The sequence below is a fragment of the Klebsiella sp. LTGPAF-6F genome (assembly GCF_001753185.1).
GTDB classification, from domain to species: domain Bacteria; phylum Pseudomonadota; class Gammaproteobacteria; order Enterobacterales; family Enterobacteriaceae; genus Klebsiella; species Klebsiella michiganensis.
Map to the genome: position 1 here is coordinate 4,713,807 of NZ_CP017450.1, position 23,763 is coordinate 4,737,569.

Annotated in this window: 25 protein-coding genes, 1 other RNA gene, 1 pseudogene and 1 other annotated feature (1 of these 28 cut by a window edge); of the genes and pseudogenes, 14 read left to right on the forward strand and 13 right to left on the reverse strand. The window is 52.5% G+C overall.

The features are described from left to right. Positions 1-62: a sequence feature (Phe leader region), on the forward strand (it extends 63 nt beyond the left edge of the window). A gap of 30 nt (positions 63-92) precedes the next feature. Further along, complete coding sequence (pheA, locus tag BJF97_RS21855; RefSeq protein ID WP_004853306.1) at positions 93-1,253, forward strand: bifunctional chorismate mutase/prephenate dehydratase; 1,161 nt, start codon at positions 93-95, stop codon at positions 1,251-1,253. Here pheA and BJF97_RS21860 read toward each other — a convergent pair. The 3 genes from BJF97_RS21860 to aroF form a co-directional block, all read right to left on the reverse strand. After that, positions 1,250-2,122: an SMP-30/gluconolactonase/LRE family protein gene (locus BJF97_RS21860; RefSeq protein WP_014839236.1), complete on the reverse strand. Its 873-nt coding sequence runs from the start codon at positions 2,120-2,122 to the stop codon at positions 1,250-1,252. The genes pheA and BJF97_RS21860 overlap by 4 nt on opposite strands. A 68-nt stretch (positions 2,123-2,190) precedes the next feature. Beyond that, the gene (tyrA, locus tag BJF97_RS21865; protein WP_014226434.1) at positions 2,191-3,312 is read right to left on the reverse strand and encodes a bifunctional chorismate mutase/prephenate dehydrogenase; all 1,122 of its coding nucleotides are present in this window, start codon (positions 3,310-3,312) and stop codon (positions 2,191-2,193) included. Positions 3,313-3,321: 9 nt separating this feature from the next. Then, the gene (gene aroF, locus BJF97_RS21870) at positions 3,322-4,392 is read right to left on the reverse strand and encodes a 3-deoxy-7-phosphoheptulonate synthase AroF (RefSeq protein WP_014226435.1); all 1,071 of its coding nucleotides are present in this window, start codon (positions 4,390-4,392) and stop codon (positions 3,322-3,324) included. Positions 4,393-4,736: 344 nt separating this feature from the next. Between aroF and BJF97_RS32925 the strand changes: the two genes are divergently transcribed. Genes BJF97_RS32925 through BJF97_RS21885 form a run of 3 tightly spaced genes read left to right on the forward strand, consistent with a single transcriptional unit; the run spans position 4,737 to position 6,956 of the window. Further along, entirely contained in the window at positions 4,737-5,246 is a 510-nt protein-coding gene (locus BJF97_RS32925; RefSeq protein ID WP_004853313.1) for a YfiR family protein, read from the forward strand. After that, complete coding sequence (dgcN, locus tag BJF97_RS21880; protein WP_014839238.1) at positions 5,239-6,462, forward strand: diguanylate cyclase DgcN; 1,224 nt, start codon at positions 5,239-5,241, stop codon at positions 6,460-6,462. Before BJF97_RS32925 ends, dgcN begins: the two co-directional genes overlap by 8 nt. 11 nt (positions 6,463-6,473) lie before the next feature. After that, positions 6,474-6,956, forward strand: coding sequence for an OmpA family protein (locus BJF97_RS21885; RefSeq protein WP_032694812.1), 483 nt, complete (start codon positions 6,474-6,476; stop codon positions 6,954-6,956). A gap of 4 nt (positions 6,957-6,960) precedes the next feature. Here the strand turns inward: BJF97_RS21885 and BJF97_RS21890 are convergent, their stop codons facing one another. From BJF97_RS21890 to ffh, 7 genes are all read right to left on the reverse strand, one after another. Continuing rightward, positions 6,961-8,331, reverse strand: coding sequence for a PepSY-associated TM helix domain-containing protein (locus tag BJF97_RS21890; RefSeq protein WP_032694811.1), 1,371 nt, complete (start codon positions 8,329-8,331; stop codon positions 6,961-6,963). Between the two features lie 53 nt (positions 8,332-8,384). Beyond that, on the reverse strand, positions 8,385-8,822 hold the full coding sequence (locus tag BJF97_RS21895) for a DUF2946 domain-containing protein (RefSeq protein ID WP_014839240.1): 438 nt from the start codon (positions 8,820-8,822) through the stop codon (positions 8,385-8,387). A 120-nt stretch (positions 8,823-8,942) separates the two neighbouring features. Next, the gene (gene rplS, locus BJF97_RS21900; protein ID WP_004104634.1) at positions 8,943-9,290 is read right to left on the reverse strand and encodes a 50S ribosomal protein L19; all 348 of its coding nucleotides are present in this window, start codon (positions 9,288-9,290) and stop codon (positions 8,943-8,945) included. Between the two features lie 39 nt (positions 9,291-9,329). Then, entirely contained in the window at positions 9,330-10,097 is a 768-nt protein-coding gene (gene trmD, locus BJF97_RS21905; protein WP_004104636.1) for a tRNA (guanosine(37)-N1)-methyltransferase TrmD, read from the reverse strand. Positions 10,098-10,142: 45 nt separating this feature from the next. After that, positions 10,143-10,691: a ribosome maturation factor RimM gene (gene rimM, locus BJF97_RS21910; protein WP_014226441.1), complete on the reverse strand. Its 549-nt coding sequence runs from the start codon at positions 10,689-10,691 to the stop codon at positions 10,143-10,145. 18 nt (positions 10,692-10,709) lie between these two features. Continuing rightward, entirely contained in the window at positions 10,710-10,958 is a 249-nt protein-coding gene (gene rpsP, locus BJF97_RS21915) for a 30S ribosomal protein S16 (RefSeq protein WP_004123777.1), read from the reverse strand. 236 nt (positions 10,959-11,194) lie between these two features. Next, the gene (gene ffh, locus BJF97_RS21920) at positions 11,195-12,562 is read right to left on the reverse strand and encodes a signal recognition particle protein (protein ID WP_004123779.1); all 1,368 of its coding nucleotides are present in this window, start codon (positions 12,560-12,562) and stop codon (positions 11,195-11,197) included. Between the two features lie 164 nt (positions 12,563-12,726). Here ffh and BJF97_RS21925 point away from each other — a divergent pair, with 164 nt between their 5' ends. Next, positions 12,727-13,518, forward strand: coding sequence for a cytochrome C assembly family protein (locus BJF97_RS21925; RefSeq protein ID WP_004853326.1), 792 nt, complete (start codon positions 12,727-12,729; stop codon positions 13,516-13,518). Positions 13,519-13,536: 18 nt separating this feature from the next. Next, positions 13,537-14,826 carry an HlyC/CorC family transporter gene (locus tag BJF97_RS21930; protein WP_014839241.1) on the forward strand — a complete coding sequence of 430 codons (1,290 nt, stop codon included), beginning with the start codon at positions 13,537-13,539 and terminating at the stop codon, positions 14,824-14,826. Between the two features lie 64 nt (positions 14,827-14,890). Here the strand turns inward: BJF97_RS21930 and grpE are convergent, their stop codons facing one another. Continuing rightward, positions 14,891-15,481, reverse strand: a complete 591-nt coding sequence (grpE, locus tag BJF97_RS21935) for a nucleotide exchange factor GrpE (protein WP_004853330.1) — start codon at positions 15,479-15,481, stop codon at positions 14,891-14,893. Between the two features lie 125 nt (positions 15,482-15,606). On the opposite strand from grpE, the gene nadK reads away from it, so the two are divergent. From nadK to bamE, 3 genes are all read left to right on the forward strand, one after another. Beyond that, positions 15,607-16,485, forward strand: coding sequence for an NAD(+) kinase (gene nadK, locus BJF97_RS21940; RefSeq protein ID WP_004123797.1), 879 nt, complete (start codon positions 15,607-15,609; stop codon positions 16,483-16,485). A gap of 86 nt (positions 16,486-16,571) precedes the next feature. Further along, positions 16,572-18,233 carry a DNA repair protein RecN gene (recN, locus tag BJF97_RS21945; protein ID WP_032694810.1) on the forward strand — a complete coding sequence of 554 codons (1,662 nt, stop codon included), beginning with the start codon at positions 16,572-16,574 and terminating at the stop codon, positions 18,231-18,233. A 147-nt stretch (positions 18,234-18,380) separates the two neighbouring features. Continuing rightward, positions 18,381-18,722, forward strand: a complete 342-nt coding sequence (gene bamE, locus BJF97_RS21950) for an outer membrane protein assembly factor BamE (protein WP_032694809.1) — start codon at positions 18,381-18,383, stop codon at positions 18,720-18,722. Between the two features lie 66 nt (positions 18,723-18,788). Here the strand turns inward: bamE and BJF97_RS21955 are convergent, their stop codons facing one another. Together BJF97_RS21955 and BJF97_RS21960 are read right to left on the reverse strand one after the other, a co-directional pair. Further along, positions 18,789-19,079 carry an RnfH family protein gene (locus tag BJF97_RS21955; RefSeq protein ID WP_014226445.1) on the reverse strand — a complete coding sequence of 97 codons (291 nt, stop codon included), beginning with the start codon at positions 19,077-19,079 and terminating at the stop codon, positions 18,789-18,791. After that, on the reverse strand, positions 19,069-19,506 hold the full coding sequence (locus BJF97_RS21960) for a type II toxin-antitoxin system RatA family toxin (protein ID WP_004123817.1): 438 nt from the start codon (positions 19,504-19,506) through the stop codon (positions 19,069-19,071). Before BJF97_RS21960 ends, BJF97_RS21955 begins: the two co-directional genes overlap by 11 nt. Positions 19,507-19,655: 149 nt before the next feature. Here BJF97_RS21960 and smpB point away from each other — a divergent pair, with 149 nt between their 5' ends. From smpB to BJF97_RS21980, 5 genes and pseudogenes are all read left to right on the forward strand, one after another. Next, a complete protein-coding gene (smpB, locus tag BJF97_RS21965; RefSeq protein ID WP_004104655.1) occupies positions 19,656-20,138 on the forward strand; it encodes an SsrA-binding protein SmpB in 483 nt (160 codons plus the stop codon). Between the two features lie 144 nt (positions 20,139-20,282). Then, positions 20,283-20,646, forward strand: a transfer-messenger RNA (tmRNA) gene (ssrA, locus tag BJF97_RS21970). Positions 20,647-20,935: 289 nt separating this feature from the next. Then, on the forward strand, positions 20,936-22,141 hold the full coding sequence (locus tag BJF97_RS21975) for a DUF4236 domain-containing protein (RefSeq protein WP_070082982.1): 1,206 nt from the start codon (positions 20,936-20,938) through the stop codon (positions 22,139-22,141). Between the two features lie 190 nt (positions 22,142-22,331). After that, positions 22,332-22,614, forward strand: a pseudogene (locus BJF97_RS35155) (SOS response-associated peptidase); the annotation flags it as partial. A 78-nt stretch (positions 22,615-22,692) separates the two neighbouring features. Continuing rightward, on the forward strand, positions 22,693-23,733 hold the full coding sequence (locus BJF97_RS21980) for an IS481 family transposase (protein WP_070082983.1): 1,041 nt from the start codon (positions 22,693-22,695) through the stop codon (positions 23,731-23,733). Positions 23,734-23,763 lie beyond the last annotated feature (30 nt).

Sequence of the window (23,763 nt, forward strand, 5' to 3'; positions counted from 1 at the left end):
GTCGTGTGATAAAGAATGCGAAGACGAACAACAAGGCCTCCCAAACGGGAGGCCTTTTTTATTGATAATCAATAACAAGAAAGGCAACACATATGACCGAGGAAAACCCATTACTGGCCCTACGCGATAAGATCAGCGCTCTGGATGAGAAACTGCTTGCGCTGCTGGCTGAGCGCCGCGGCCTGGCCGTCGAGGTCGGCAAAGCCAAGCTGGCATCGCACCGGCCGGTGCGGGATATCGACCGCGAGCGGGACCTGCTGGAACGCCTGATGACGCTGGGGAAAAAACACCATCTTGATGCCCATTACATCACGCGCCTGTTCCAGCTGATCATTGAAGACTCGGTCCTTACCCAACAAACGCTGCTGCAACAGCACCTGAATAAAATTAATCCGCACTCCGCGCGGGTGGCATTCCTCGGACCTAAAGGTTCATATTCGCACCTTGCGGCTCGTCAGTACGCCGCCCGCCACTTTGAACAGTTTATCGAAAGCGGCTGCGCGAAGTTCGCCGATATCTTTGAGCAAGTGGAGACCGGCCAGGCTGACTATGCCGTCGTTCCTATTGAAAATACCAGTTCCGGCGGCATCAATGATGTTTACGATCTTCTGCAGCACACCAGCTTATCCATCGTGGGCGAGCTGACGTTGCCTATCGATCACTGCGTGCTGGTCTCAACGTCCACCGATGCGCAACAGATTACGACGGTCTACAGCCATCCGCAGCCGTTTCAGCAGTGCAGCCAGTATCTGAGCCGCTATCCGCACTGGAACATTGAATATACCGACAGCACCTCCTCAGCGATGGAAAAAGTCGCTCAGGCTAAATCGCCGACCGTTGCCGCCCTGGGCAGTGAAGCAGGCGGAGCGCTGCATGGTTTACAGGTCCTGGAACATTGTCAGGCGAACCAGACACAAAACATCACCCGCTTCCTGGTTCTGGCGCGTAAAGCGGTGGAAGTCTCCGATCAGGTCCCCGCGAAAACCACGCTGTTGATGGCCACCGGCCAGCAAGCCGGGGCCCTGGTTGAAGCGCTGCTGGTGCTGCGAAACCATAATCTGATCATGACCAAGCTGGAATCACGCCCCATTCACGGTAATCCGTGGGAAGAGATGTTTTATCTGGATATCCAGGCCAACCTGGAATCACTGCCAATGCGCAAGGCATTAAAAGAGCTGGCCGAGATAACGCGTTCAATGAAAGTGCTGGGCTGCTATGCCAGCGAAAACGTGGTACCGGTCGACCCGGTTTAACGTTCGATAAACGGCAATTTCTTCATCCCTGCCACGGCGACTGGCAGGGTGAAGATCGCGCCGGAAAGCGGATATTTCGCCACTTCGTTGGCATCCATATTCTCCCGCGTGGTGGTAATGTAGAGCGTCTTCATATCCGCTCCGCCAAAACAGACCATCGTCGGGCAACGCACCGGTAGACGATGCTCCTCCAGCTGCTCGCCCGTCGGCGAGAAACGCGCAATACGCCAGCCGTCAAACATCGCGCTCCAGTAGCAACCTTCAGCATCAATGGCCGCGCCGTCTGGAATCCCCTCTCCCGGCTGAAAGCGCAGGAAGACCTCACGTTTACCCGCCTCGCCCCGCTCATCGAGAGGTGTTCGATAGATAACGGCATTTGGCGTATCCGAGGTATACATCCAACGTTTGTCTTCGCTAAACGCCAGACCGTTAGCGCCGTGAATATCACACTGGATAACCTGCGGGGAGAGATCGTTATTGATGCGCACTAAGAGCGCGCCGTTGAAATCTCCCGGCCCCCAAAAAGTCCCGGCATAAAAGCGGCCATCGCGATCGGTTCCACCATCATTAAAGCGCGCTAATTGCGGGTTGCTGGGGTTATCGCAGACTTTGCGCTGTAGAAGACCATGCGCATCAGTGAGCCAGATACCGCTGCGTAAAGCGACGATAAAACCGCCCTTCTCGCGCAGGGCAAAACAGCCGGGCTCCTCGGGAAATTGCAGAACCTGATGTTCACCCGTCTGCACGTCGTAGCGATGAATCTCGCATTCCATAATATCGGCCCAGTACAATGCCTGTTCGGCTTCGCTCCAGGTCGGACATTCCGGTAAATGCCCGGTGTAATCAAACAGCGGTTGTGGTTCAGCCATCGTTTTCATCCCTATAAAAAAAGCCAGCGGGTCACCCCTCTGGCTTTATTGTATACGTGTTTGACGACTTACTGCCGATTATCATTTGCCTGGCGCAGCAACGTCCGGCTTTCGCTCTGGAAGCGCTGGGCATAGTCACCAAACCAGTGCTCAACCTTACGGAAGCTATCGATGAACGCCTGTTTATCCCCCTGCTCCAGCAGGCCGATAGCTTCACCGAAGCGCTGGTAGTATCGCTTAATCAGCGCCAGATTATTTTCCGAGGACATAATAATGTCAGCATAGAGCTGCGGATCCTGGGCAAACAGCCGGCCAACCATCGCCAGTTCCAGACGATAAATAGGCGACGACAGCGCCAGAAGTTGCTCAAGACGCACATTCTCTTCGGCCAGGTGCAGGCCGTAAGCGAAGGTCGCAAAGTGGCGCAACGCCTGAATAAAGGCCATATTCTGATCGTGCTCGACGGCGCTGATACGATGGAGCCGCGCGCCCCAGACCTGAATTTGCTCCAGGAACCACTGATACGCTTCGGGCTGACGGCCATCGCAGTACACCACCACCTGCTTCGCCAGGCTGCCGCTGTCCGGCCCAAACATGGGGTGTAACCCCAATACCGGACCTTTATGCGCGGCCAGCATCGCCTGCAGCGGTTCCGCTTTCACCGAGGCCAAATCGACCAGGATGCAGTCTGCCGGCAGCGGTGGCAGCTGAGCAATCGTTGCCGCCGTGATATGAATCGGCACGCTGACGATAACCATACCGGCATCGGCGACAATCTCTTCCGCCCGCGACCAGTCGTCTTTTTCAAGGATACGAACCTGATATCCGGAAAGCGTCAGCATTTTCTCAAACAGACGCCCCATTTGCCCGCCGCCGCCAACAATCACCACCGGACGCAGGTTCGGATAAAGCGTTTTAAAACCTTTATCGTTTTCGCTGGAATAAGACTCCCGCATGACGCGACGCAAAACATCTTCGATAAGATCCGGCGGGACCCCAAGCGCAGCAGCCTCCTCGCGCCGGGACGCCAGCATCGCCGATTCACGTTCAGGAACGTAAATGGGCAGGCCGTATTGGCTTTTAACCTCTCCGACTTCCGCTACCAGCTCCAGGCGCTTAGCCAGCAGTTCCAGCAGCGCCTTATCGACTTCATCAATTTGATCGCGCAATGCGGTCAGTTCAGCAACCATATCATCCTCTTACGCCAGACGAGCCGCCAGATGGCCTCGCAGATCCTTATCAAGTTCGCGGAGCAGCGCATCGGTGGTTTCCCAACTAATGCAGGCATCGGTCACTGAGACGCCGTATTTCATATCGCAACGCGGCTGCTCAGAGGACTGGTTACCTTCGTGGATATTGCTCTCAATCATCAGACCAATAATGGAACGGTTACCATCTTTAATCTGCGCGACCACGGATTCCGCAACCGCAGGCTGACGGCGGTAATCTTTATTAGAATTCCCATGGCTGCAATCTACCATCAGAGAGGGCTTCAGTCCCGCCTGAGTCATCTCTTTTTCACACTTCGCAACATCTTCCGGGCCGTAGTTTGGCGCTTTCCCGCCGCGCAGAATGACGTGACCGTTCGGGTTGCCCTGCGTTTGCAGCAGGCACACCTGTCCGGCCTGGTTGATGCCGACGAAACGGTGCGGCATCGCGGCAGCGCGCATTGCGTTAATTGCCGTGGCAAGGCTGCCATCGGTGCCGTTTTTAAACCCTACCGGCATCGACAGGCCAGAAGCCATCTCACGGTGAGTCTGGGATTCGGTCGTACGCGCGCCGATAGCAGACCAGCTAAACAGATCGCCGAGATACTGAGGACTGTTTGGATCCAACGCTTCCGTCGCCAACGGTAGCCCCATATTTACCAGTTCAACCAGCAGACGGCGCGCAATCTTCAGGCCGCCTTCCACATCAAACGAACCATCCATATGCGGATCGTTAATCAGCCCTTTCCAGCCAACGGTGGTGCGGGGTTTTTCAAAATAGACGCGCATGACCAGATAGAGGCTATCGCTGACCTCTTCGGCAAGTGCTTTAAAACGACGAGCGTACTCAATGGCGGTTTCAGGATCGTGGATCGAACAAGGGCCACATACCACCAGCAGACGCGGATCGCGGCCAGCGATGATGTTGGAGATAGTCTGGCGAGACTGCGCGATCTGCGCCTCCTGCTCAACGCTCAGAGGGAATTCAGCCTTCAACTGATCCGGAGTGATCAAAACCTGTTCGTCGGTAATGTGTACGTTGTTCAGCGCGTCTTTTTGCATGATTGCGATCCTGTATAGCTCGTTTGCGATAGTTATTGCCTCAGCGAGGATGACGTAACGATACCACACAAAGTAAAGATTTCAATCCATATTCCGTAAATTTTAATTTACACATAGAAATTAAATCGCGCTGTATTTCATTCAATGTGTATAAAATTATTTACATCCCATCATTAAACGCCAGTTTTTCCCTGCTTCCTCGAATTTCTTTTACGAAAAATCCTGGTAAGAATTATCTCAAAGCAGCGAGGCTGGCTAATGACGATTTTCCTCAACAATGCTATTCTTCGCCCGGGTTTCAGCAATCTGCATCCCCCACGCTATGACAATCTGACGGAACCGTAATGACTGTTCTTCACCGTCTCTTTTTGACTTTAGTACTATCACTCGTGGGTATCTCTGCTGTTGCTTCCGGACCGTCTGAAAATGTTCGGACAATCGTTTCGGGGATCGTGACTTATACTCGCTGGCCGCAATTATCCGGTCCTCCAAGGCTCTGTATTTTTTCAACATCACGATATATCCATAGCCTGGCCGAAGACGCTCCGGAAATATTGCCTTATAAACCCGTGATCGTTCGTAATACACAAGAAGCCTTACAGACGACCTGCGATGGTTTTTATTTTGGCAGTGAATCGCCGACCCAACAGTCTGAATTTACGGCCAAATATGGAAACCGGCCCCTATTACTTATTGCGGAACAAAACACCGATTGCTCTATTGGCAGCGCTTTTTGCCTGCTCATCAACAATGAGAGAGTCAGATTTTCCGTAAATCTGGATGTACTGACGCACAGCGGCGTTCGGGTTAATCCCGAGGTGCTGATGCTTGCCCGGAAAACATCACATGAATAAGGATTTTTCTCAGGCCCCGCGCCCCACATTTAAAAGAGCGCTGCGCCGTATCAGCATGATAAGCGTGGTGATCTCTATGACACTGGTCTGGCTGTTACTCTGCACCGCTTCCATATTTACACTCAAGCAATACGCCCAAAAAAACCTGGAACTTACCGCCGCCACCATGGGCCGTAGCCTGGAAGCAGCGCTCGTTTTTGGCGATAGCGCAGCGGCTGAAGACACGCTGGCCACGCTGGGCAGACAGGGGCAATTTTCTCAAGCAATTCTGGTCGATGGCCGGCAAAGACCCTTTGCCTCATGGCATAACGATGGTCTGGTCAGTCAGGATAAAATCAGCGACGTCATCAGCAAATGGCTCTTCCCGAAACCCACGGTGCAAACTATCCTGCACCAGGGAAAAATTATCGGTGAACTCCGTCTGACCGCGCTGGACAGATTGATAAGCTATTTTCTTGGTATCTCTATTATTGTGCTCACCGGCAGCATTTTTCTGGCTTCCTGCATCGCCTTGCTCCTTACCCACTCGCTGCATCGCGGCATTGTGGCTGCGTTACAGAGCATTACCGAGGTGGTACATGACATCCGCGAAAATCGCCATTTCTCCCGCCGGGTGCCCGAAGAGCGCATTGAAGAATTCCACCTGTTCGCCCAGGACTTCAATAGCCTGCTGGGTGAAATGGAGGACTGGCAGCGGCAGCTTCAGGCTAAAAACGCCCAGCTCCTGCGCAGTTCATTACACGACCCGCTAACCGGGCTGGCTAACAGAGCGGCTTTCCGGAATGTCATTAATGATCTGATGAAGGATGAAACCGCCCAAAGTCATTCTGCGCTGTTATTTCTTGATGGCGATAACTTCAAGCTTATTAACGACAACTGGGGCCACGCAGCCGGCGATAAAGTGTTAATTGAGGTCGCGAGCCGCCTGATGGCCTTTGTCGGTAAACAGCATCAGGCATGGCGTCTCGGCGGCGATGAATTTGCCGTTCTGTTACGGGATGTTCATTCAGAAACCGAAGTTCGGGCACTGTGCAGCGCGTTGTCCGAACAGTTTATCCCGCCGTTTAATCTACACAATGGCCACACCGCCAGCCTGTCACTGAGCATTGGTTACGCTTTAACCTGGGAACATACCTCAGCGGAAAATCTGCAAGAGCTTGCCGATCAAAATATGTATCGGATGAAACACCAGCGCTTACAGCAAACGCAAAAATAAAAGGAATCACCATGATCGGAAAATATTTTGCTCCTGCTTTACTGGCCGCACTTTTTCTTAGCGGTTGCCAGACTCCGCAAGGAAAATTCTCGGCAGAACAAATTGCAGCAATGAAGTCATATGGCTTTACTGAAACCAACGGCGACTGGTTATTAGGAATATCTGATACCATCCTGTTTGATAAAAACGACTATCATCTGCGTGCCGAAAGCAAACAGCAAATTCGCACAATGGCTTCACGTCTGGCGAGCACCGGAATTACCCATAGTCGCCTTGAAGGTCATACTGATAATTACGGCGAAGACAGCTACAACGAAATGCTATCGCTTAAGCGAGCTAACAGCGTGGCAGATGCCTGGGCCGAAGGGGCGAATATTCCGCGCGCAAACTTGACCACTCGCGGACTCGGGAAAAAGTATCCTATAGCCAGCAACGATACCGCGAAAGGGCGCGCTGAAAACCGCCGCGTCACGGTGGTTATCAGCACGCCTTAAACACCTATTCGACTGATTTAGCCGCTATCACCGCCGTTGCTGAGCGCCAGCGCAGATAATCAACGGCGAGACATAGCGCGAGACTGCTCCCCATGAGCGGCAGCGCCAGGCCCAACAACACCGCAATAACGGTAGTCAGCAAACGAGCGGGCCACGCTAAGCCAAACCACGCCTGTATCAACGTATTGGCCGGGTTAAACGCCGCGCGCGCCGGGCGACGGATCCACCACAGCCGGTACCCCACCGCTATCATCACGCAGAGTGCGGTTCCGAACGCGATAAGCAGTAGCTGGTTAGCAAGACCGAACAAAATTCCCATATGGAAATCAACGCCCCAGCGGGTCAGCTTAGCCATGAGCGGAAAGTCGGAAAAATGAGTGCGGTCCACGATTTGCATCGTTGCACCATCTATCGCGACAGCATCAACCCGGGTTGGCCAGCTTCTGTCGATTTCATTTACCGTCCACGCGCGCCCGGCACCCGACGGCGGTCGAATCTCCAGCTTGCCGGCATCCAGCCCCGCCGCGCGGGCAGCCAGCAGAACCGGGTCAAAATCCTCTACGCGCAACTGCGCCGTTATCTCCCCCATTGCTCCATGTCCCACATGATGTTCGGCATGCGGATCGTGAGCGGCCGGAGCGGCGCTTTCCAGCTGGGTATTCACCTGCGGCGTCAGCCAGCCAAAGGCGGCACGCATCCTATCGACGTGACTACCGGCCCATTGCGACCAGGTTAAACCGGTCGCCGAGAATAACAACATACCGACCAGCAGCACCCAGCCGAGAGAAACGTGCAGGCGGCGGTTATTCTGCACGCTGTTATTTATGCGACGACGCGGCCGGGTCATCGACCACAGCGCAATCCCACCCAGAGCGGCAACCCACATCCAGGAGGCTGCCAGCTCGCTGTACAGTCGGCCGAAGTTACCCAGCAGCAAAGAGCGATGGGCATAATCAATCCACTGACGCAGCGGCAAAATACCGCTGGTGCCGTAAACCGGCATATCGCCTGTCACCCGTAGCGTCACCGGATCGACAAAAATTGCCCGCGTTTCCGATTCGCCAAGGTTCGGGTCAATAAACATCACTCGGGTCGTATCGCCAGCCATTATCCCCGGCCGAACCGCATGCAGGCGGAGGTTTCCCTGAATGGCCTCCGTCGCTACGGTAATTTGCGCGCTTAGCGGCTGTTTTTCCCCAGTCAACGTACCGTACAGAGCATCACGATAGAGCCAGTTTTCCAGCTGAGGGGTGGCGACATATAGCGTACCGGTCAGGGCCGCCACAAAAATAAACGGCCCGATAAACAATCCGATATAGAAATGAAGACGACGCAGTAGGTTCAGCCATGCCGCGCGCGAGGTGCAGGTAGTCATACTTTTCCTTTTTTAAAGCAAAAGAGAACGTTGCGCAGTGCGCACATTATTTTTTATGTAAGGGAGAAAGCAGACGGACGCGGTGGCGCGCGGGTGTGGGGATAAAGCCAGGTAAAGTCATGCCAGCGTTTCCTCTCCGGGCGGGAAACCGGGGCTCGCTGGCGTCGAAGCATCAGGCTGAGCAGCAGCACCAGCGCGAAAATCAGGCCCGGAACATGAGCTAACAGTACGCAGTAGCCACAGGCTTCAGCATGATCGAGCGGCACGCTGTGCGCGTGTTCCGGCATCGAGGCATCGGTATGCGTCACGGACATCTGATGTGATGGCATACCTTCCGGCATCCCCATCATTGCGTGGTGCATGCCATTCATCGGATCTTTTTGCAGGGCGATGGAGATCAACGGCGCCACCACGATCAGCAGGATCGCAAACAGCGCCAGCCATACGGCCCGCCGTTGTAATGCTGAATGATGAAAAATATTGCTGACCACCGTCCCTCCCCATGAGGGGCGTATTGTAAATGATTCTCAATGGAATGGTTAAAATAAAGATAAAAAAAGGGCCGGCCCATCAGGCCAGCCCTCTCATTCAGGATGTCGCGAAAGCGAATCTTAGTTAAGACGCTCTTTGATACGAGCAGACTTACCGGTACGCTCACGCAGGTAGTACAGTTTAGCTTTACGCACAGCACCACGACGTTTGACAGAAATGCTGTCAACTACCGGAGAGTGAGTCTGGAAGACACGCTCAACGCCTTCGCCGTTGGAAATTTTGCGAACAGTGAATGCAGAGTGCAGACCGCGGTTACGAATAGCGATAACCACGCCCTCGAATGCCTGCAGACGTTTTTTGGAACCTTCAACAACCCATACTTTCACTTCCACGGTATCACCCGGACGGAAGGAAGGTACGTCCTGCTTCATCTGTTCTTGTTCAAGTTGCTTAATAATGTTGCTCATAATTTAATCTCTTATCCTGGGTAAACTGATATTGGGGGCTTACGCCATCCCATCATGTTTATGTTGCTGTTGCGCGAGTTCCTTTTTGAACTCTGCCAGCAACCTTGCTTGCTCTTCAGTCAGAGCCAGGTTTTCCAAAAGTTCAGGTCTTCTAAGCCAGGTACGGCCCAGCGACTGCTTCAGACGCCAGCGACGTATCTCAGCATGGTTTCCCGACAGCAATACCGGCGGTACTTCCATACCTTCTAACACTTCAGGACGCGTATAGTGCGGGCAATCCAGCAATCCTTCAGCAAACGAATCTTCGATTGCTGAAGCTTCATGACCCAGCACCCCCGGAATAAACCGGGAAACGGAGTCAATCAGCGTCATTGCCGGTAGCTCACCACCGCTGAGAACGTAATCGCCAATTGACCATTCTTCATCAATCTCGGTCTGAATTACGCGCTCATCTACGCCTTCATAGCGACCGCACACCAAAATCAGCTTCTGATTTGTTGCCAGTTCGCTGACGCCCGCTTGATCAAGCTTGCGTCCCTGAGGTGAAAGATAAATCACCTTTGCGCCTTCACCTGCCGCGGCTTTTGCTGCATGAATGGCATCCCGTAAAGGTTGCACCATCATTAACATCCCCGGTCCGCCGCCGTAAGGACGATCGTCCACGGTACGGTGCCGGTCATGAGCGAAATCGCGAGGACTCCAGCTCTGGATGCTCAGCAGGCCATTTTTTACTGCCCGGCCAGTTACCCCGTAATCGGTAATTGCGCGGAACATTTCAGGAAACAGGCTAACGATACCTATAAACACAAGCCAATCCCCATAGTGCCGTTTTTTACCGTTTATTCGGAGAATTTAAAAACCAGGATCCCAGTCTACTTCGATGGTACGAGTAGCGAGATCGACTTTCTTGATAACCTGCCCATCGAGGAACGGAACCAGCCGCTCCTTGATACCAAATGCATCTTTCAGGTTTGCCTTGATGACGAGAACGTCATTAGACCCGGTTTCCATCATGTCGATGACTTTGCCGAGGCTATAGCCTTCCGTAGTCACTACCTGGCAGCCCATCAGGTCTTTCCAGTAGTAGTCACCCTCTTCAAGCGCAGGCAGCTGCGATGAATCCACGACAATTTCGCAATTAGTCAACAGATTCGCTGCATCGCGATCGTCAATGCCTTTCAGCTTAATGACGATATCCTGATTGTGGTGGCGCCAGCTTTCCAGCTCAACAACCTGCCACTGACCCGCCTTCTGGATAAACCAGGGCTGATAGTCAAAAATGCTTTCGGCGTCTTCGGTGGAGGAAAACACTCTGAGCCAACCACGGATACCGTAGGAAGAACCCATCTTGCCCAATACAATCGGTTCAACAGGTGCTTGTGCGGTGTGTTGCTTGCTCATCATGACCACCGTGACAGATTAAGCTGCTTTGTTAGCGGCTTTGATCAGCGCAGCTACGCGATCGGAAACAGTAGCGCCCAGGCCAACCCAGTGAGCGATACGATCCAGATCCAGACGAGTTCCTTCTTCGGTCGCAGAAGCGATCGGGTTGAAGAAACCAACGCGCTCGATGAAGCGACCGTTGCGTGCATTACGGCTGTCGGTAACAACAACCTGGTAGAACGGACGCTTTTTCGCGCCGTGACGTGCTAAACGAATAGTAACCATAACATCCTCTTGTGTGAATAAAACACCGGGCCCCATCGAGGAACGGAGCCCGGTGTCATATTAAAAGCCCGAAAATTTTACTGATTTCTGGGGAAATTGCAATCAGCAGTTATAAACTCTGCTGTGGAAGGGCGACTCCGGTACCCTTAAATTGGGTACCGGAGTATAAGTCATAGCCAGAATGCGCCAACCATGTGTCAGAAAAGAAGCGCGCCCCGGCAGAAATGGCGACCAGCCTATCGGCCTCCGGGGAACCCTGGCGGCATCATTCCTTTCATTCCGCGCATCATCTTCATCATGCCGCCTTTCGACTTCATCTTCTTCATCATGCGCTGCATATCGTCAAACTGCTTGAGCAGACGGTTCACATCCTGCACCTGCATTCCGCAGCCTGCGGCGATGCGGCGCTTACGCGAACCTTTAATAATTTCCGGTTTAGCGCGCTCTTTCAGCGTCATCGAGTTGATGATGGCTTCCATACGCACCAGAACTTTATCATCCATCTGCGATTTAACGTTGTCCGGTATCTGCCCCATGCCCGGCAGCTTGCCCATCAGGCTGGCCATACCGCCCATGTTTTTCATCTGCCGCAGCTGTTCAAGGAAATCGGTCAGGTCAAAACCGTCGCCTTTTTTCAGCTTAGAGGCCAGCTTTTCAGCCTGCGCGCGGTCGACCTTACTTTCGATATCTTCGATCAACGACAGGACGTCGCCCATGCCGAGAATACGGGAAGCGATACGATCCGGATGGAACGGCTCCAGCGCTTCGGTTTTCTCGCCAACGCCGAGGAACTTAATCGGCTTGCCGGTGATATGACGAATCGACAGCGCCGCACCGCCGCGGGCGTCGCCGTCCACTTTGGTCAGCACGACCCCGGTCAGCGGCAGGGCTTCGTTAAAGGCTTTCGCCGTGTTCGCCGCATCCTGGCCGGTCATCGCATCGACAACAAACAGGGTTTCTACTGGATTGAGAGACGCATGGACCTGCTTAATCTCATCCATCATCGCTTCATCAACGTGCAGACGACCGGCGGTATCCACCAGCAGCACGTCGTAGAATTTGAGCTTCGCTTCTTTCAGCGCGGCATTAACGATATCAACCGGCTTCTGACCCACGTCAGACGGGAAGAAATCAACGCTAACCTGCTCGGCCAGCGTTTCCAGCTGTTTGATCGCCGCAGGGCGATAGACGTCAGCGGAAACGACAAGGACTTTCTTCTTGTGCTTTTCACGCAGGAATTTACCCAGCTTCGCGACGCTGGTGGTTTTACCCGCCCCTTGCAAACCGGCCATCAGCACCACGGCTGGCGGCTGCGCGGCTAAATCCAGCGCCTGGTTCTCTTCGCCCATCGCGGCAACCAGTTCGTTGCGCACGATTTTGACGAACTCCTGGCCCGGGGTCAGGCTTTTGTTGACTTCATGACCTACCGCGCTTTCTTTTACGCGGTTGATGAAATCACGTACCACAGGCAGAGCAACGTCCGCCTCCAGCAGCGCCATACGCACTTCGCGCAGGGTATCTTTAATATTGTCTTCAGTAAGGCGTCCGCGGCCGCTAATGTTGCGCAGCGTACGCGACAAACGATCGGTTAAATTATCAAACATTGTCTCTCGCCTGAGGTGGAAACGGTCGGTCGCCGCAGCGACACAAAAACGGAATGGGCGCAGTATAACACGACATAAACGCGAATGTGCTGCAACGGTTGGAGCCAGAGTCGCGTGACGCTATACTGCTTCTCTTTACTATTTAGTCAACAGTCGACACCCCTATGCCTGTTTTTGCTCTACTCGCCCTTGTCGCCTACTCCATCAGCCTCGCGCTGATCGTCCCTGGCCTGCTGCAAAAAAACAGCAGCTGGCGGCGGATGGCGATTCTTTCCGCAACTATTGCGTTGATTTGTCACGCCTTCGCGCTGGAGTCACGCATTTTTCCCGGCGGCGAAAGCGGGCAAAATCTCAGTCTATTAAACGTGGGATCGCTGGTCAGCCTGATGATCTGTACGGTGATGACCATCGTCGCCTCGCGTAATCGCGGCTGGCTATTGCTACCCATTGTCTACACCTTCGCCTTAATCAACCTCGCGTTCGCTACCTTTATGCCGAACGAATACATCACGCATCTGGAAACCACGCCGGGGATGCTGGTCCATATCGGCCTGTCGCTCTTCTCTTATGCTACGCTGATTATCGCTGCGCTTTACGCGCTGCAGCTGGCGTGGATTGACTATCAGCTGAAGAATAAAAAGTTGACCTTCAGTAGCGAAATGCCGCCGCTGATGAGCATTGAACGTAAAATGTTTCATATCACACAGATAGGCGTGGTTCTGTTAACCCTGACGCTGTGTACCGGGCTGTTTTACATGCACAACCTGTTTAGTGCGGAAAACATTGATAAAGCAGTGCTGTCTATCGTTGCGTGGTTCGTATATATCGTCCTGCTTTGGGGCCACTATCATGAAGGGTGGCGCGGACGCCGGGTCGTCTGGTTTAACGTGACTGGCGCGGGGCTGCTGACGCTGGCCTACTTTGGTAGCCGCGTATTGCAACAGTTCATGAGCTAAGTCTTTAAGGAATCCCAAGTGGAACATATCTCCACCACCACGCTGATCGTGACGCTGATCGTCATGGTGGTCATCTCCGCCTATTTCTCCGGTTCTGAAACCGGCATGATGACGCTGAACCGCTATCGCCTGCGTCATATGGCCAAGCAGGGCAATCGTCAGGCAAAACGTGTCGAAAAGCTGCTGCGCAAACCTGACCGTCTCATTAGTCTGGTCCTCATTGGCAATAACCTCGTCAACATTCTTGCCTCGGCGCTGGGCACCATTGTCGGTATGCGCCTGTACGGGGATGCCGGCGTCGCCATTGCCACCGGCGTCCTGACGTTTGTGGTGCTGGTGTTTGCCGAAGTGCTGCCAAAAACCATTGCCGCGCTCTATCCGGAAAAGGTCGCCTATCCCAGCAGCCTCCTGCTCGCGCCGCTGCAAATTCTGATGATGCCGCTGGTGTGGTTGCTCAACACCATTACCCGCATTCTGATGCGCATGATGGGTATAAAAACCGATATCGTCGTGAGCGGGGCCTTAAGCAAAGATGAACTGCGTACTATCGTTAATGAATCACGCTCGCAAATCTCCCGCCGCAATCAGGACATGCTGCTCTCCGTTCTGGACCTCGAGAAAGTCAGCGTTGACGACATCATGGTCCCGCGCAACGATATTGTCGGTATCAATATTAACGATGACTGGAAATCCATTGTCCGCCAGCTGACCCACTCTCCGCACGGACGCATTGTGCTGTACCGCGACACGCTGGACGATGCCATCAGCATGCTGCGGGTTCGCGAAGCTTATCGCCTGATGACGGAGAAAAAAGAGTTCACGAAAGAAGTCATGCTGCGCGCCGCCGATGAAATTTACTTCGTGCCGGAAGGTACGCCGCTCAGTACGCAACTGGTGAAATTCCAGCGCAATAAGAAGAAAGTGGGCCTGGTTGTTGATGAATATGGAGATATTCAGGGTCTGGTCACGGTTGAGGATATCCTCGAAGAGATCGTTGGCGATTTTACGACTTCAATGTCGCCTACGCTTGCTGAAGAGGTGACGCCGCTTAACGACGGTTCAGTGATTATCGACGGTACCGCCAACGTACGTGAAATCAACAAGGCTTTTAACTGGCATCTGCCGGAAGATGAAGCGCGAACCATTAACGGTATTATCCTGGAAGCACTTGAAGAGATCCCCGCCCCGGGCACCCGCGTACGCATCGAACAGTATGATATCGATATTCTTGATGTTCAGGAGAATATGATTAAACGGGTGAAAGTGATGCCGGTAAAACCCATTCGCGAAAGCGTGGCCGAGTCATAGCAACCCTGGGACCTGGCTGAGGGGAATAGAAAAACGGCTACCTCGCGGTAGCCGTTTCGCTTATTTACTTCGCTTTCGCCACGGTGACCATCGCCGCGCGAATAGTACGTCCGTTCAGGGTATAACCCTTTTGCATGACGCCCAGAACGTTACCTGCCGCAACGTCTTCAGACTCAACCATCGCAATGGCCTGATGTACGTTCGGATCCAGCGGCACGTTAGTATCGCCAATCACTTCCACGCCGAACTTGCGCACCACGTCGAGCATGGACTTCAGCGTCAGTTCGATACCTTCAACCATCGGCGCCATATCCGGGTTAGCTTTATCAGCGACTTCCAGCGCGCGATCCAGGCTGTCGATGACCGGCAGCAGCTCGTTAACGAACTTCTCCAGCGCAAACTTATGCGCTTTTTCGATATCCAGCTCGGTGCGGCGGCGCAGGTTATCTTCATCGGCTTTCGCACGCAGCAATACTTCACGTTCGCGCTTCTGCGCTTCAGCAAGCTGAGCTTCCAGATTCGCAATTTTTTCATCGCGCGGATCCACCTGCTCAGCCGAAACCTCAGGCTCTACCGCCTCAACGTCGTCGTGCTGCTCCGTGATAATTTCTTCCGGGGCTTGCCCCTCAGGCGTTTTCTGTTCTTTACTACTCATGAATTTCTCCGCGTTTTTTTTCGCATTCATCTCGCTAACTTCGCTTATTATGGGGATCAGTTTCCTGGTTTCAAGGGAACGCAGCCAGATTGTCACTATTCATTTAACGCAAGGACATCCAGATCATGAAGAACCACTTCAAGTGTATAGGCATTGTGGGACACCCTCGTCACCCAACCGCACTGACCACACATGAAATGCTCTGGCGCTGGCTGTCTGGCAAAGGTTATGAAGTGCTGGTTGAGCAGCAAATTGCTCATGAACTGCAGCTCAGCAATGTGAAGACCGGGACGCTGGCGGAAATCGGCCAGCAGGCAGACCTGGCCGTCGTGGTGGGCGGCGATGGCAATATGCTCGGCGCAGCGCGGACGCTGGCCCGCTACGACATTAATGTTATTGGGATTAACCGCGGTAACCTCGGTTTTCTGACCGACCTCGACCCGGATAACGCGCTACAGCAGCTCGCCGATGTCCTCGAAGGCCACTATATCGCCGAAAAACGCTTCCTGCTGGAAGCGCAGGTATGTCAGCAGGATTGCCAGAAGCGCATCAGCACGGCGATTAACGAAGTCGTCCTGCACCCCGGCAAAGTGGCGCATATGATCGAGTTTGAAGTCTACATTGATGAGGTGTTTGCTTTCTCTCAGCGCTCCGATGGCCTGATTATCTCCACGCCAACCGGCTCCACGGCTTATTCCCTCTCCGCCGGCGGACCGATCCTCACGCCTTCGCTGGATGCGATCACCCTGGTCCCCATGTTCCCGCATACGCTGTCGGCACGCCCGCTGGTGATCAACGGTGACAGCACGATTCGCCTGCGCTTTTCTCAACGCTGTAGCGACCTCGAGATTAGCTGCGATAGCCAGATAGCGTTGCCGATTCAGGATGGTGAAGATGTGCTGATCCGCCGCTGTGACTATCACCTCAATCTCATTCATCCAAAAGATTACAGCTATTTCAATACATTAAGCACCAAGCTTGGCTGGTCGAAAAAATTGTTCTGATTTTATAGCCAGCCCCTTTACTGGATAAAAAACCATATTATACTGTACGAAAACACAGTAATGGTTTTTCATACAGGAAGGCAGCTATGTTGGCACAACTCACTATCAGTCATTTTGCTATCGTTCGTGAGCTGGAAATCGATTTTCACAGCGGGATGACCGCCATTACCGGCGAGACCGGCGCCGGTAAATCGATCGCTATCGACGCGCTGGGGCTGTGCCTCGGTGGTCGGGCGGAAGCCGACATGGTGCGCAGAGGCGCCAGCCGGGCTGATTTGTGCGCCCGTTTCTCCCTGAAGGACACGCCTGCCGCGCAGCGCTGGCTGGAACAGAACCAGCTTGAAAGCGGGCGTGAGTGTTTACTTCGTCGCGTCATCAGCGCAGACGGCCGTTCTCGCGGGTTTATTAACGGTACGGCAGTCCCTTTATCCCAGCTTCGTGAGCTCGGTCAGCTGCTAATCCAGATCCACGGCCAACATGCCCACCAGCTACTGACTAAACCCGAACACCAGAAAACGCTGCTTGATGGCTATACCGGTGAGTATGCGCTTACTCAGCTCATGGCAGAGCGCTATCGTCAGTGGCATAAAAGCTGTCGCGATCTGGCGCAGCATCAGCAGCAAAGCCAGGAGCGCGCAGCGCGTGCGGACCTGCTGCAATATCAATTAAAAGAGCTAAATGAGTTCAACCCGCTGGCGGGCGAATTTGAGCAAATTGATGAAAAGTACAAACGCCTTGCTAACAGCGGTCAGCTGCTGACTACCTGCCAGCATGCGCTGACGGTGCTGGCAGACGGCGAAGAATCCAACCTGCAAAGCCAACTCTACGCCGCGAAGCAGCTGGTCAGCGAGCTGGTTGGTATGGACAGTAAGCTCTCCGGAGTACTCGATATGCTCGAAGAAGCGTCTATTCAGCTTAGCGAAGCCACGGACGAACTGCGCCATTACCATGACCGCCTCGATCTCGATCCGAACCGCCTGTTTGAGCTGGAACAGCGTATCTCCCGGCAAATTGCCCTCGCGCGGAAGCATCAAATTACGCCCGAAGAGCTTCCTGACCTTTACCAGTCACTGCTGGAAGAACAGCGTATGCTGGATGATAGCGCGGGTTCTCTGGAATCACTCAGCCAGAGGGTTGTGGAGCATCATCAGCTGGCGCTGGATACGGCGAAGCAGCTGCATGCCTTACGCCAAAATAGCGCCGATGAGCTGACTCAGCTCATTACAGAGAGTATGCACTCACTTTCGATGCCGCATGGGGTGTTCTCCATTGATGTCGCGTTTGATGAGCGCCATCTTACGGCCGAGGGCGCAGACCATATCGAATTCCGCGTCACCACTAACCCGGGTCAACCGCTGCAGCCGATTGCTAAAGTTGCCTCCGGCGGCGAGCTGTCTCGTATTGCGCTGGCGATTCAGGTGATCACCGCGCGGAAAATGGAAACGCCGGCGCTGATTTTCGATGAAGTGGACGTCGGCATCAGCGGCCCTACGGCGGCGGTCGTCGGTAAGCTGCTGCGTCAATTGGGTGAATCAACCCAGGTGATGTGCGTTACCCATTTACCGCAGGTTGCCGGTTGCGGACATCACCATTTCTTCGTCTGCAAGGAAACCGACGGTGAAATGACCGAGACGCATATGCACCCTCTTGATAAACGCGCTCGTTTGCAGGAACTGGCCCGACTGCTGGGCGGTAGTGAAGTCACTCGTAACACCCTGGCAAACGCGAAAGAGTTGCTCGCCGCGTAAACTTTTTGATTTTCACAGAGTCATAGTGAACAGCAAATTGCCGACAGACCTGCAGCCGAAGGTTCCCAACCGGGCAAAGGTCTATTATCATCGGCATATTACAGATGAGCCACGTACTGCTCGGGCCCAAAAAGGAATCAAATCACTATGCGCTGTAAAATGCTGACTGCTGCCGCAGCGGTTCTTCTTATGTTGACCGCAGGCTGTTCCACTCTGGAACGAGTGGTTTACCGTCCTGACATCAACCAGGGTAACTATCTGGCACCAACCGATGTAGCAAAAATCCGCGTCGGCATGACGCAACAACAGGTTGCCTATGCTCTTGGTACCCCGATGATGTCGGATCCGTTTGGCACCAATACCTGGTTCTACGTTTTCCGTCAGCAGCCTGGGCATGAGAAAGTTACCCAGCAGACGCTTACCCTGACCTTCAACAGCAGCGGTGTGCTGACCAACATTGATAACAAACCTGCCCTGACGGTGGAGTAAATCTATCAATACGCAAAAAGCGCTCAATGAGCGCTTTTTTTATATCTGCATCTTCGTGCGAAACGGTTACTTTCCGGCGCTTTTCTCTGCCCGCTGGCGACGCAGCTCTTTTGGGTCAGCAATCAGCGGCCGATAGATTTCTACCCGATCGCCATCGTGGACCCGATCGTGAAGCTTAGCCGGGCGGCTATAAATCCCCACTTTGTTCTTCGCCAGATCGATATCATCACGCAGCGCCAGAAGGCCGCTGGCCACGATCGCCTGCTCGACCGTCGCGCCCTCCTCCAGCTTAACGCTTTGCAGATACTGCTTTTCCGGCAATGCGTAGGCCACCTCAACCACGATTTTAGCCGACACTGTAGACCTCTTTAGCGCGGGTCGTGAACGCCTGCACCATATTCATGGCCAGCTCTTTGAAAATGCGACCAAAGGCCATTTCAATCAGCTTATTAGTGAATTCAAAATCGAGATGGAACTCAATTTTGCACGCTTCCGGGCTTAAGGGAATAAACTTCCAGCCGCCAATCAGCTTTTTGAACGGTCCATCGACCAGACTCATCAGAATACTTTGGTTACTGGTCAGCGTATTTCGCGTTGTGAAGGTCTTGCTGATACCCGCTTTGGAGACGTCAACCGCCGCGGTCATTTGCGTCGGACCGAGCTCCAGAACCCGGCTACCGGTGCAGCCCGGCAGAAAATCAGGGTAGGACTTCACATCATTTACCAGTTGGTACATCTGTTCCGCACTGAACGGCACCAGGGCGGTACGGCTAATCTGAGGCATAGCAGGTTCCACATATAAACACGGTGTAAATAATATCATTTATCTGCTGCTAAAAAAAACGCTGTACCGCAACTCGTGCTAAGATAGCCCATTACGCCTCGCGGGAAGATTGAGGTACGACTGTTTTAAGACGATGACTTCAGGATACTATGACTAAGAAAAAAGCCCACAAACCTGGATCAGCCACCATTGCGCTGAATAAACGCGCTCGTCATGAATACTTTATCGAAGATGAATACGAGGCTGGTCTTGCCCTGCAGGGTTGGGAAGTAAAATCTCTCCGCGCAGGTAAAGCCAACATTGGCGATAGCTATGTCATTTTAAAAGATGGCGAAGCCTATCTGTTTGGCGCCAACTTTACGCCAATGGCCGTTGCTTCCACTCATTACGTTTGCGACCCGACGCGTACCCGTAAGCTTCTGCTCAACCAGCGCGAACTGGATACCCTGTACGGGCGCATCAACCGCGAAGGTTACACCGTGGTTGCTCTTTCTCTGTACTGGAAGAATGCCTGGTGCAAAGTCAAAATCGGCGTAGCGAAAGGTAAGAAACAGCACGACAAGCGTACCGATATCAAAGACCGCGAGTGGGCGGTAGATAAAGCCCGAATTATGAAACACGCCGGTCGTTAATTCCCCTTCCTGTCAGGGTCAGTTTTGCTGGCCCTGATGCTATATCGTTGTTGATGCTGATTTTTCACCCAACCTGACGCCATAATCCTCAAAACGAGGGCTGGTAAGCACATTCATAAATCTGTTATACTCACCGTACACATTGGGGCTGATTCTGGATTCGACGGGATTTGCGAAACCCAAGGTGCATGCCGAGGGGCGGTTGGCCTCGTAAAAAGCCGCAAAAAAATAGTCGCAAACGACGAAAACTACGCTTTAGCAGCTTAATAACCTGCTCTGAGCCCTCTCTCCCTAGCTTCCGCTCTTAAGACGGGGATCAAAGAGAGGTCAAACCCAAAAGAGATCGCGTGGAAGCCCTGCCTGGGGTTGAAGCGTTAAAACTAATCAGGCTAGTCTGGTAGTGGCGTGTCCGTCCGCAGGTGCCAGGCGAATGTAAAGACAGACTAAGCATGTAGTACCGAGGATGTAGGAATTTCGGACGCGGGTTCAACTCCCGCCAGCTCCACCAATCATGATTGGACAGTGATAGGACATCACTAGCAATAACAGGAAGTTAGCAGTCTCAGCAGGACACCGACCAGACGGTGAGGGGACAAAAAAGGATACGCAAAGGAGCCGCGGCTCCCTAGTGACAAAAAAGCCCGCCTGCGCGGGCTTTTTTGTTTTACTCCACCAGCAAGTTAATCGCTTTATCATGGCGGTATGAAGATGAGCTAAGGGTAGTTTTTTGTATCAGCTCAATGTTCATATAAAAACATTTCGAACTTTGGTACACAAAACTACATAGGGATAACTTTATGTCTCTTCGTTTCAGGCAAACCTTTACTCTATTTCCTGGTGTGAGACTCAACATTGGAAAGCGTGGAATAAGCGCAAGCATCGGAGTACCTGGTGCAACTGTCAATGTTGGGAAAAAAGGACTCAGGGCGACTGTGGGACTCCCGGGTACAGGTTTATCTTATACTACACCTACCCTGCCCTATGATGATTGCCACTCAGTTTCGAATCCATTAATTCCGTCCTCGACAGAACCTCATTTTGGGTCGACGGAATCATTTCCAAGCAACACTCCATCGAACGCTAAAATATATATGCCCATGGCTGGCATGAATGAAATTTCAAGCGCTTCGGTAGAGGTCTTGACAAGCTCCTCCCTTTTACCTTTACGGGATTTGATGGCTAAAGCGCGAGAACAAAGGGCAGAGATAAAATCTGATTTACAAGAGGCTCTTGCTGAAGAGTCAAAACAAAAGAATGAGTTGGTTCGACGCAAATCAAGTCTATTCCGTTGGTTTTACAGACGACGCATCGCAGAACTTGAGACAGAACTTCCCGTAACGCAAGCTGAGATATCTCGCCTAGTATCATGGGAAGACAGCACAAAAATAGCCATAACCTTCGAGAGCAGTGATGCTTCACAGCGCGCATATGCAGCAATGGTTCGTGCATTCGATATGTTAAAATCGAGTGTCAAAAAATGGGATATTACTGCAGATAAAGCTACAGACCAGTTTGCCGAAAGAACATTAGCAACCAGGTCTGTTAATCGTCACCCAGTTACCTTTGATTTCAGTTCAACGGATCTCATTCAATTTACAGGGCTTGCGATGCGATTTGAAAATATGAATGGCGACGATATTTTGCTTTATCCTGGAGTTGCAGTCATACCACGAGCTGATGGGGCGTTCGCTCTGATTGATTTACGCGAATTACAAATCAGTTCAGAATATCGAAGATTCCATGAGGAAGAAGGTGTTCCCAGTGACTCACGCATAGATGGGCATACATGGGCGAAAACGAATAAAAATGGCTCACCAGACCGTCGATTTAAAGACAACTACCAAATCCCTATCTGCATTTATGGAAATATTACTTTCCATTCTCAAACTGGGGTAACTGAAGAATATATGGTATCAAATGCAGACGCCGCGCAAGCCTTTGCTGAGGCAGTAAAGCGCTATCAGACCTCACTCGCAGAATCCGAAGCGTTGATGAAGGCCTAACCTATCGCAGATATGGGGTGTCTGGGGTCGGAGGTTCAAATCCTCTCGTGCCGACCAAAAATCCCTGAAAAACCAGCCTTTTAAGGCTGGTTTTTTATGTCGGTTTTTTGTACGGGGAGTTAATGGGGAGAAATGGGGGAGAAACTCCCGTCAATGACAACCTTTCCGGGGCTATTTTCCTCCCAAATAGATCGAGAACTTTCCGTTCGAACGAGGGGATGAAGCCGAGGGATCTTTGATTGTGACCGCGACTGCGGATCAGTGGCTGGTCGACATCCTCGACCAGCCGGCCGCTCGTTCTGGTTCCTTTAGCCGTAGATGAATGGATGTAACGGAGTATCGAGGGTAAAGAGGCAGAAGAGAACGGCGCAAATGGAACTGTGTCTGTCAACCATTTCATCTGGTACCCTGCATCCCAAGGAGTCGGCAACATTACACATCAATTGAGTTGTATTAGTCGCGACTTGATCTGACATATGGCCTTGAAAGGTTGAGAGTTACCGGTTTTGATATGGGTGTCGAATCCTTATACAAAACACGAGGTAACTCTCATGCTTCATACTACCAATCCCGTTATCAAACACAAAGCCGGTTTGCTCAATCTGGCGGAAGAACTCAGCAACGTATCGAAAGCCTGTAAAATCATGGGCGTTTCACGTGATACATTTTATCGTTACCGCGAACTGGCCGATGAAGGTGGCGTGGATGCGCTGATAAACCGGAGTCGTCGCGCACCAAACCTTAAGAACCGTATTGATGATGCCACTGAGCGGGCTGTTGTTGATTATGCCGTTGAGTTCCCGGCTCACGGCCAGCACCGGACCAGTAACGAGCTGCGCAAACAGGGCGTTTTTATCTCCGGTAGCGGTGTCCGTTCCGTTTGGTTACGTCATAACCTTGAGAACTTCAAAAAGCGCCTGAAAGCGCTGGAAGAAAAAGTGGCCCGTGACGGCATTGAACTGACTGACAGCCAGATCGCAGCGCTGGAACGTAAAGCCAGTGATGATGAAGCCTGTGGTGAGATTGAAACCGCTCATCCGGGTTATCTGGGTTCACAGGACACGTTCTACGTGGGCAACCTGAAAGGCGTCGGGCGTATCTATCAACAGACGTTCGTTGATACGTACTCGAAGGTGGCTCACTGCAAGCTTTACGTCACCAAAGCGCCGATTACAGCAGCTGATTTGCTGAATGATAGTGTACTGCCATTTTATGAGTCTCAGGGCCTGCCGATGCTGAGAATACTGACAGACAGAGGTACAGAATATTGCGGCAAAGTGGACCACCATGATTATCAGCTTTATCTGGCGATAAATGACATCAGACACACAAAAACTAAGGCGATGTCACCACAGACCAACGGCATCTGCGAGCGGTTCCATAAAACGATACTGAACGAGTTTTATCAGGTGACGTTCCGCAAAAAGTTATATGGCGATCTTGATACATTACAATCGGATCTTGATGAATGGCTGGCTCACTATAATAATGAGCGAACTCATCAGGGGAAAATGTGCTGTGGCCGGACGCCAATGGAAACATTACTTGATGGAAAGCGCATCTGGGCCGAGAAAAATTTAAGCCAGATGTAATCTGACAGATACCTGTATAAATAACCGGTA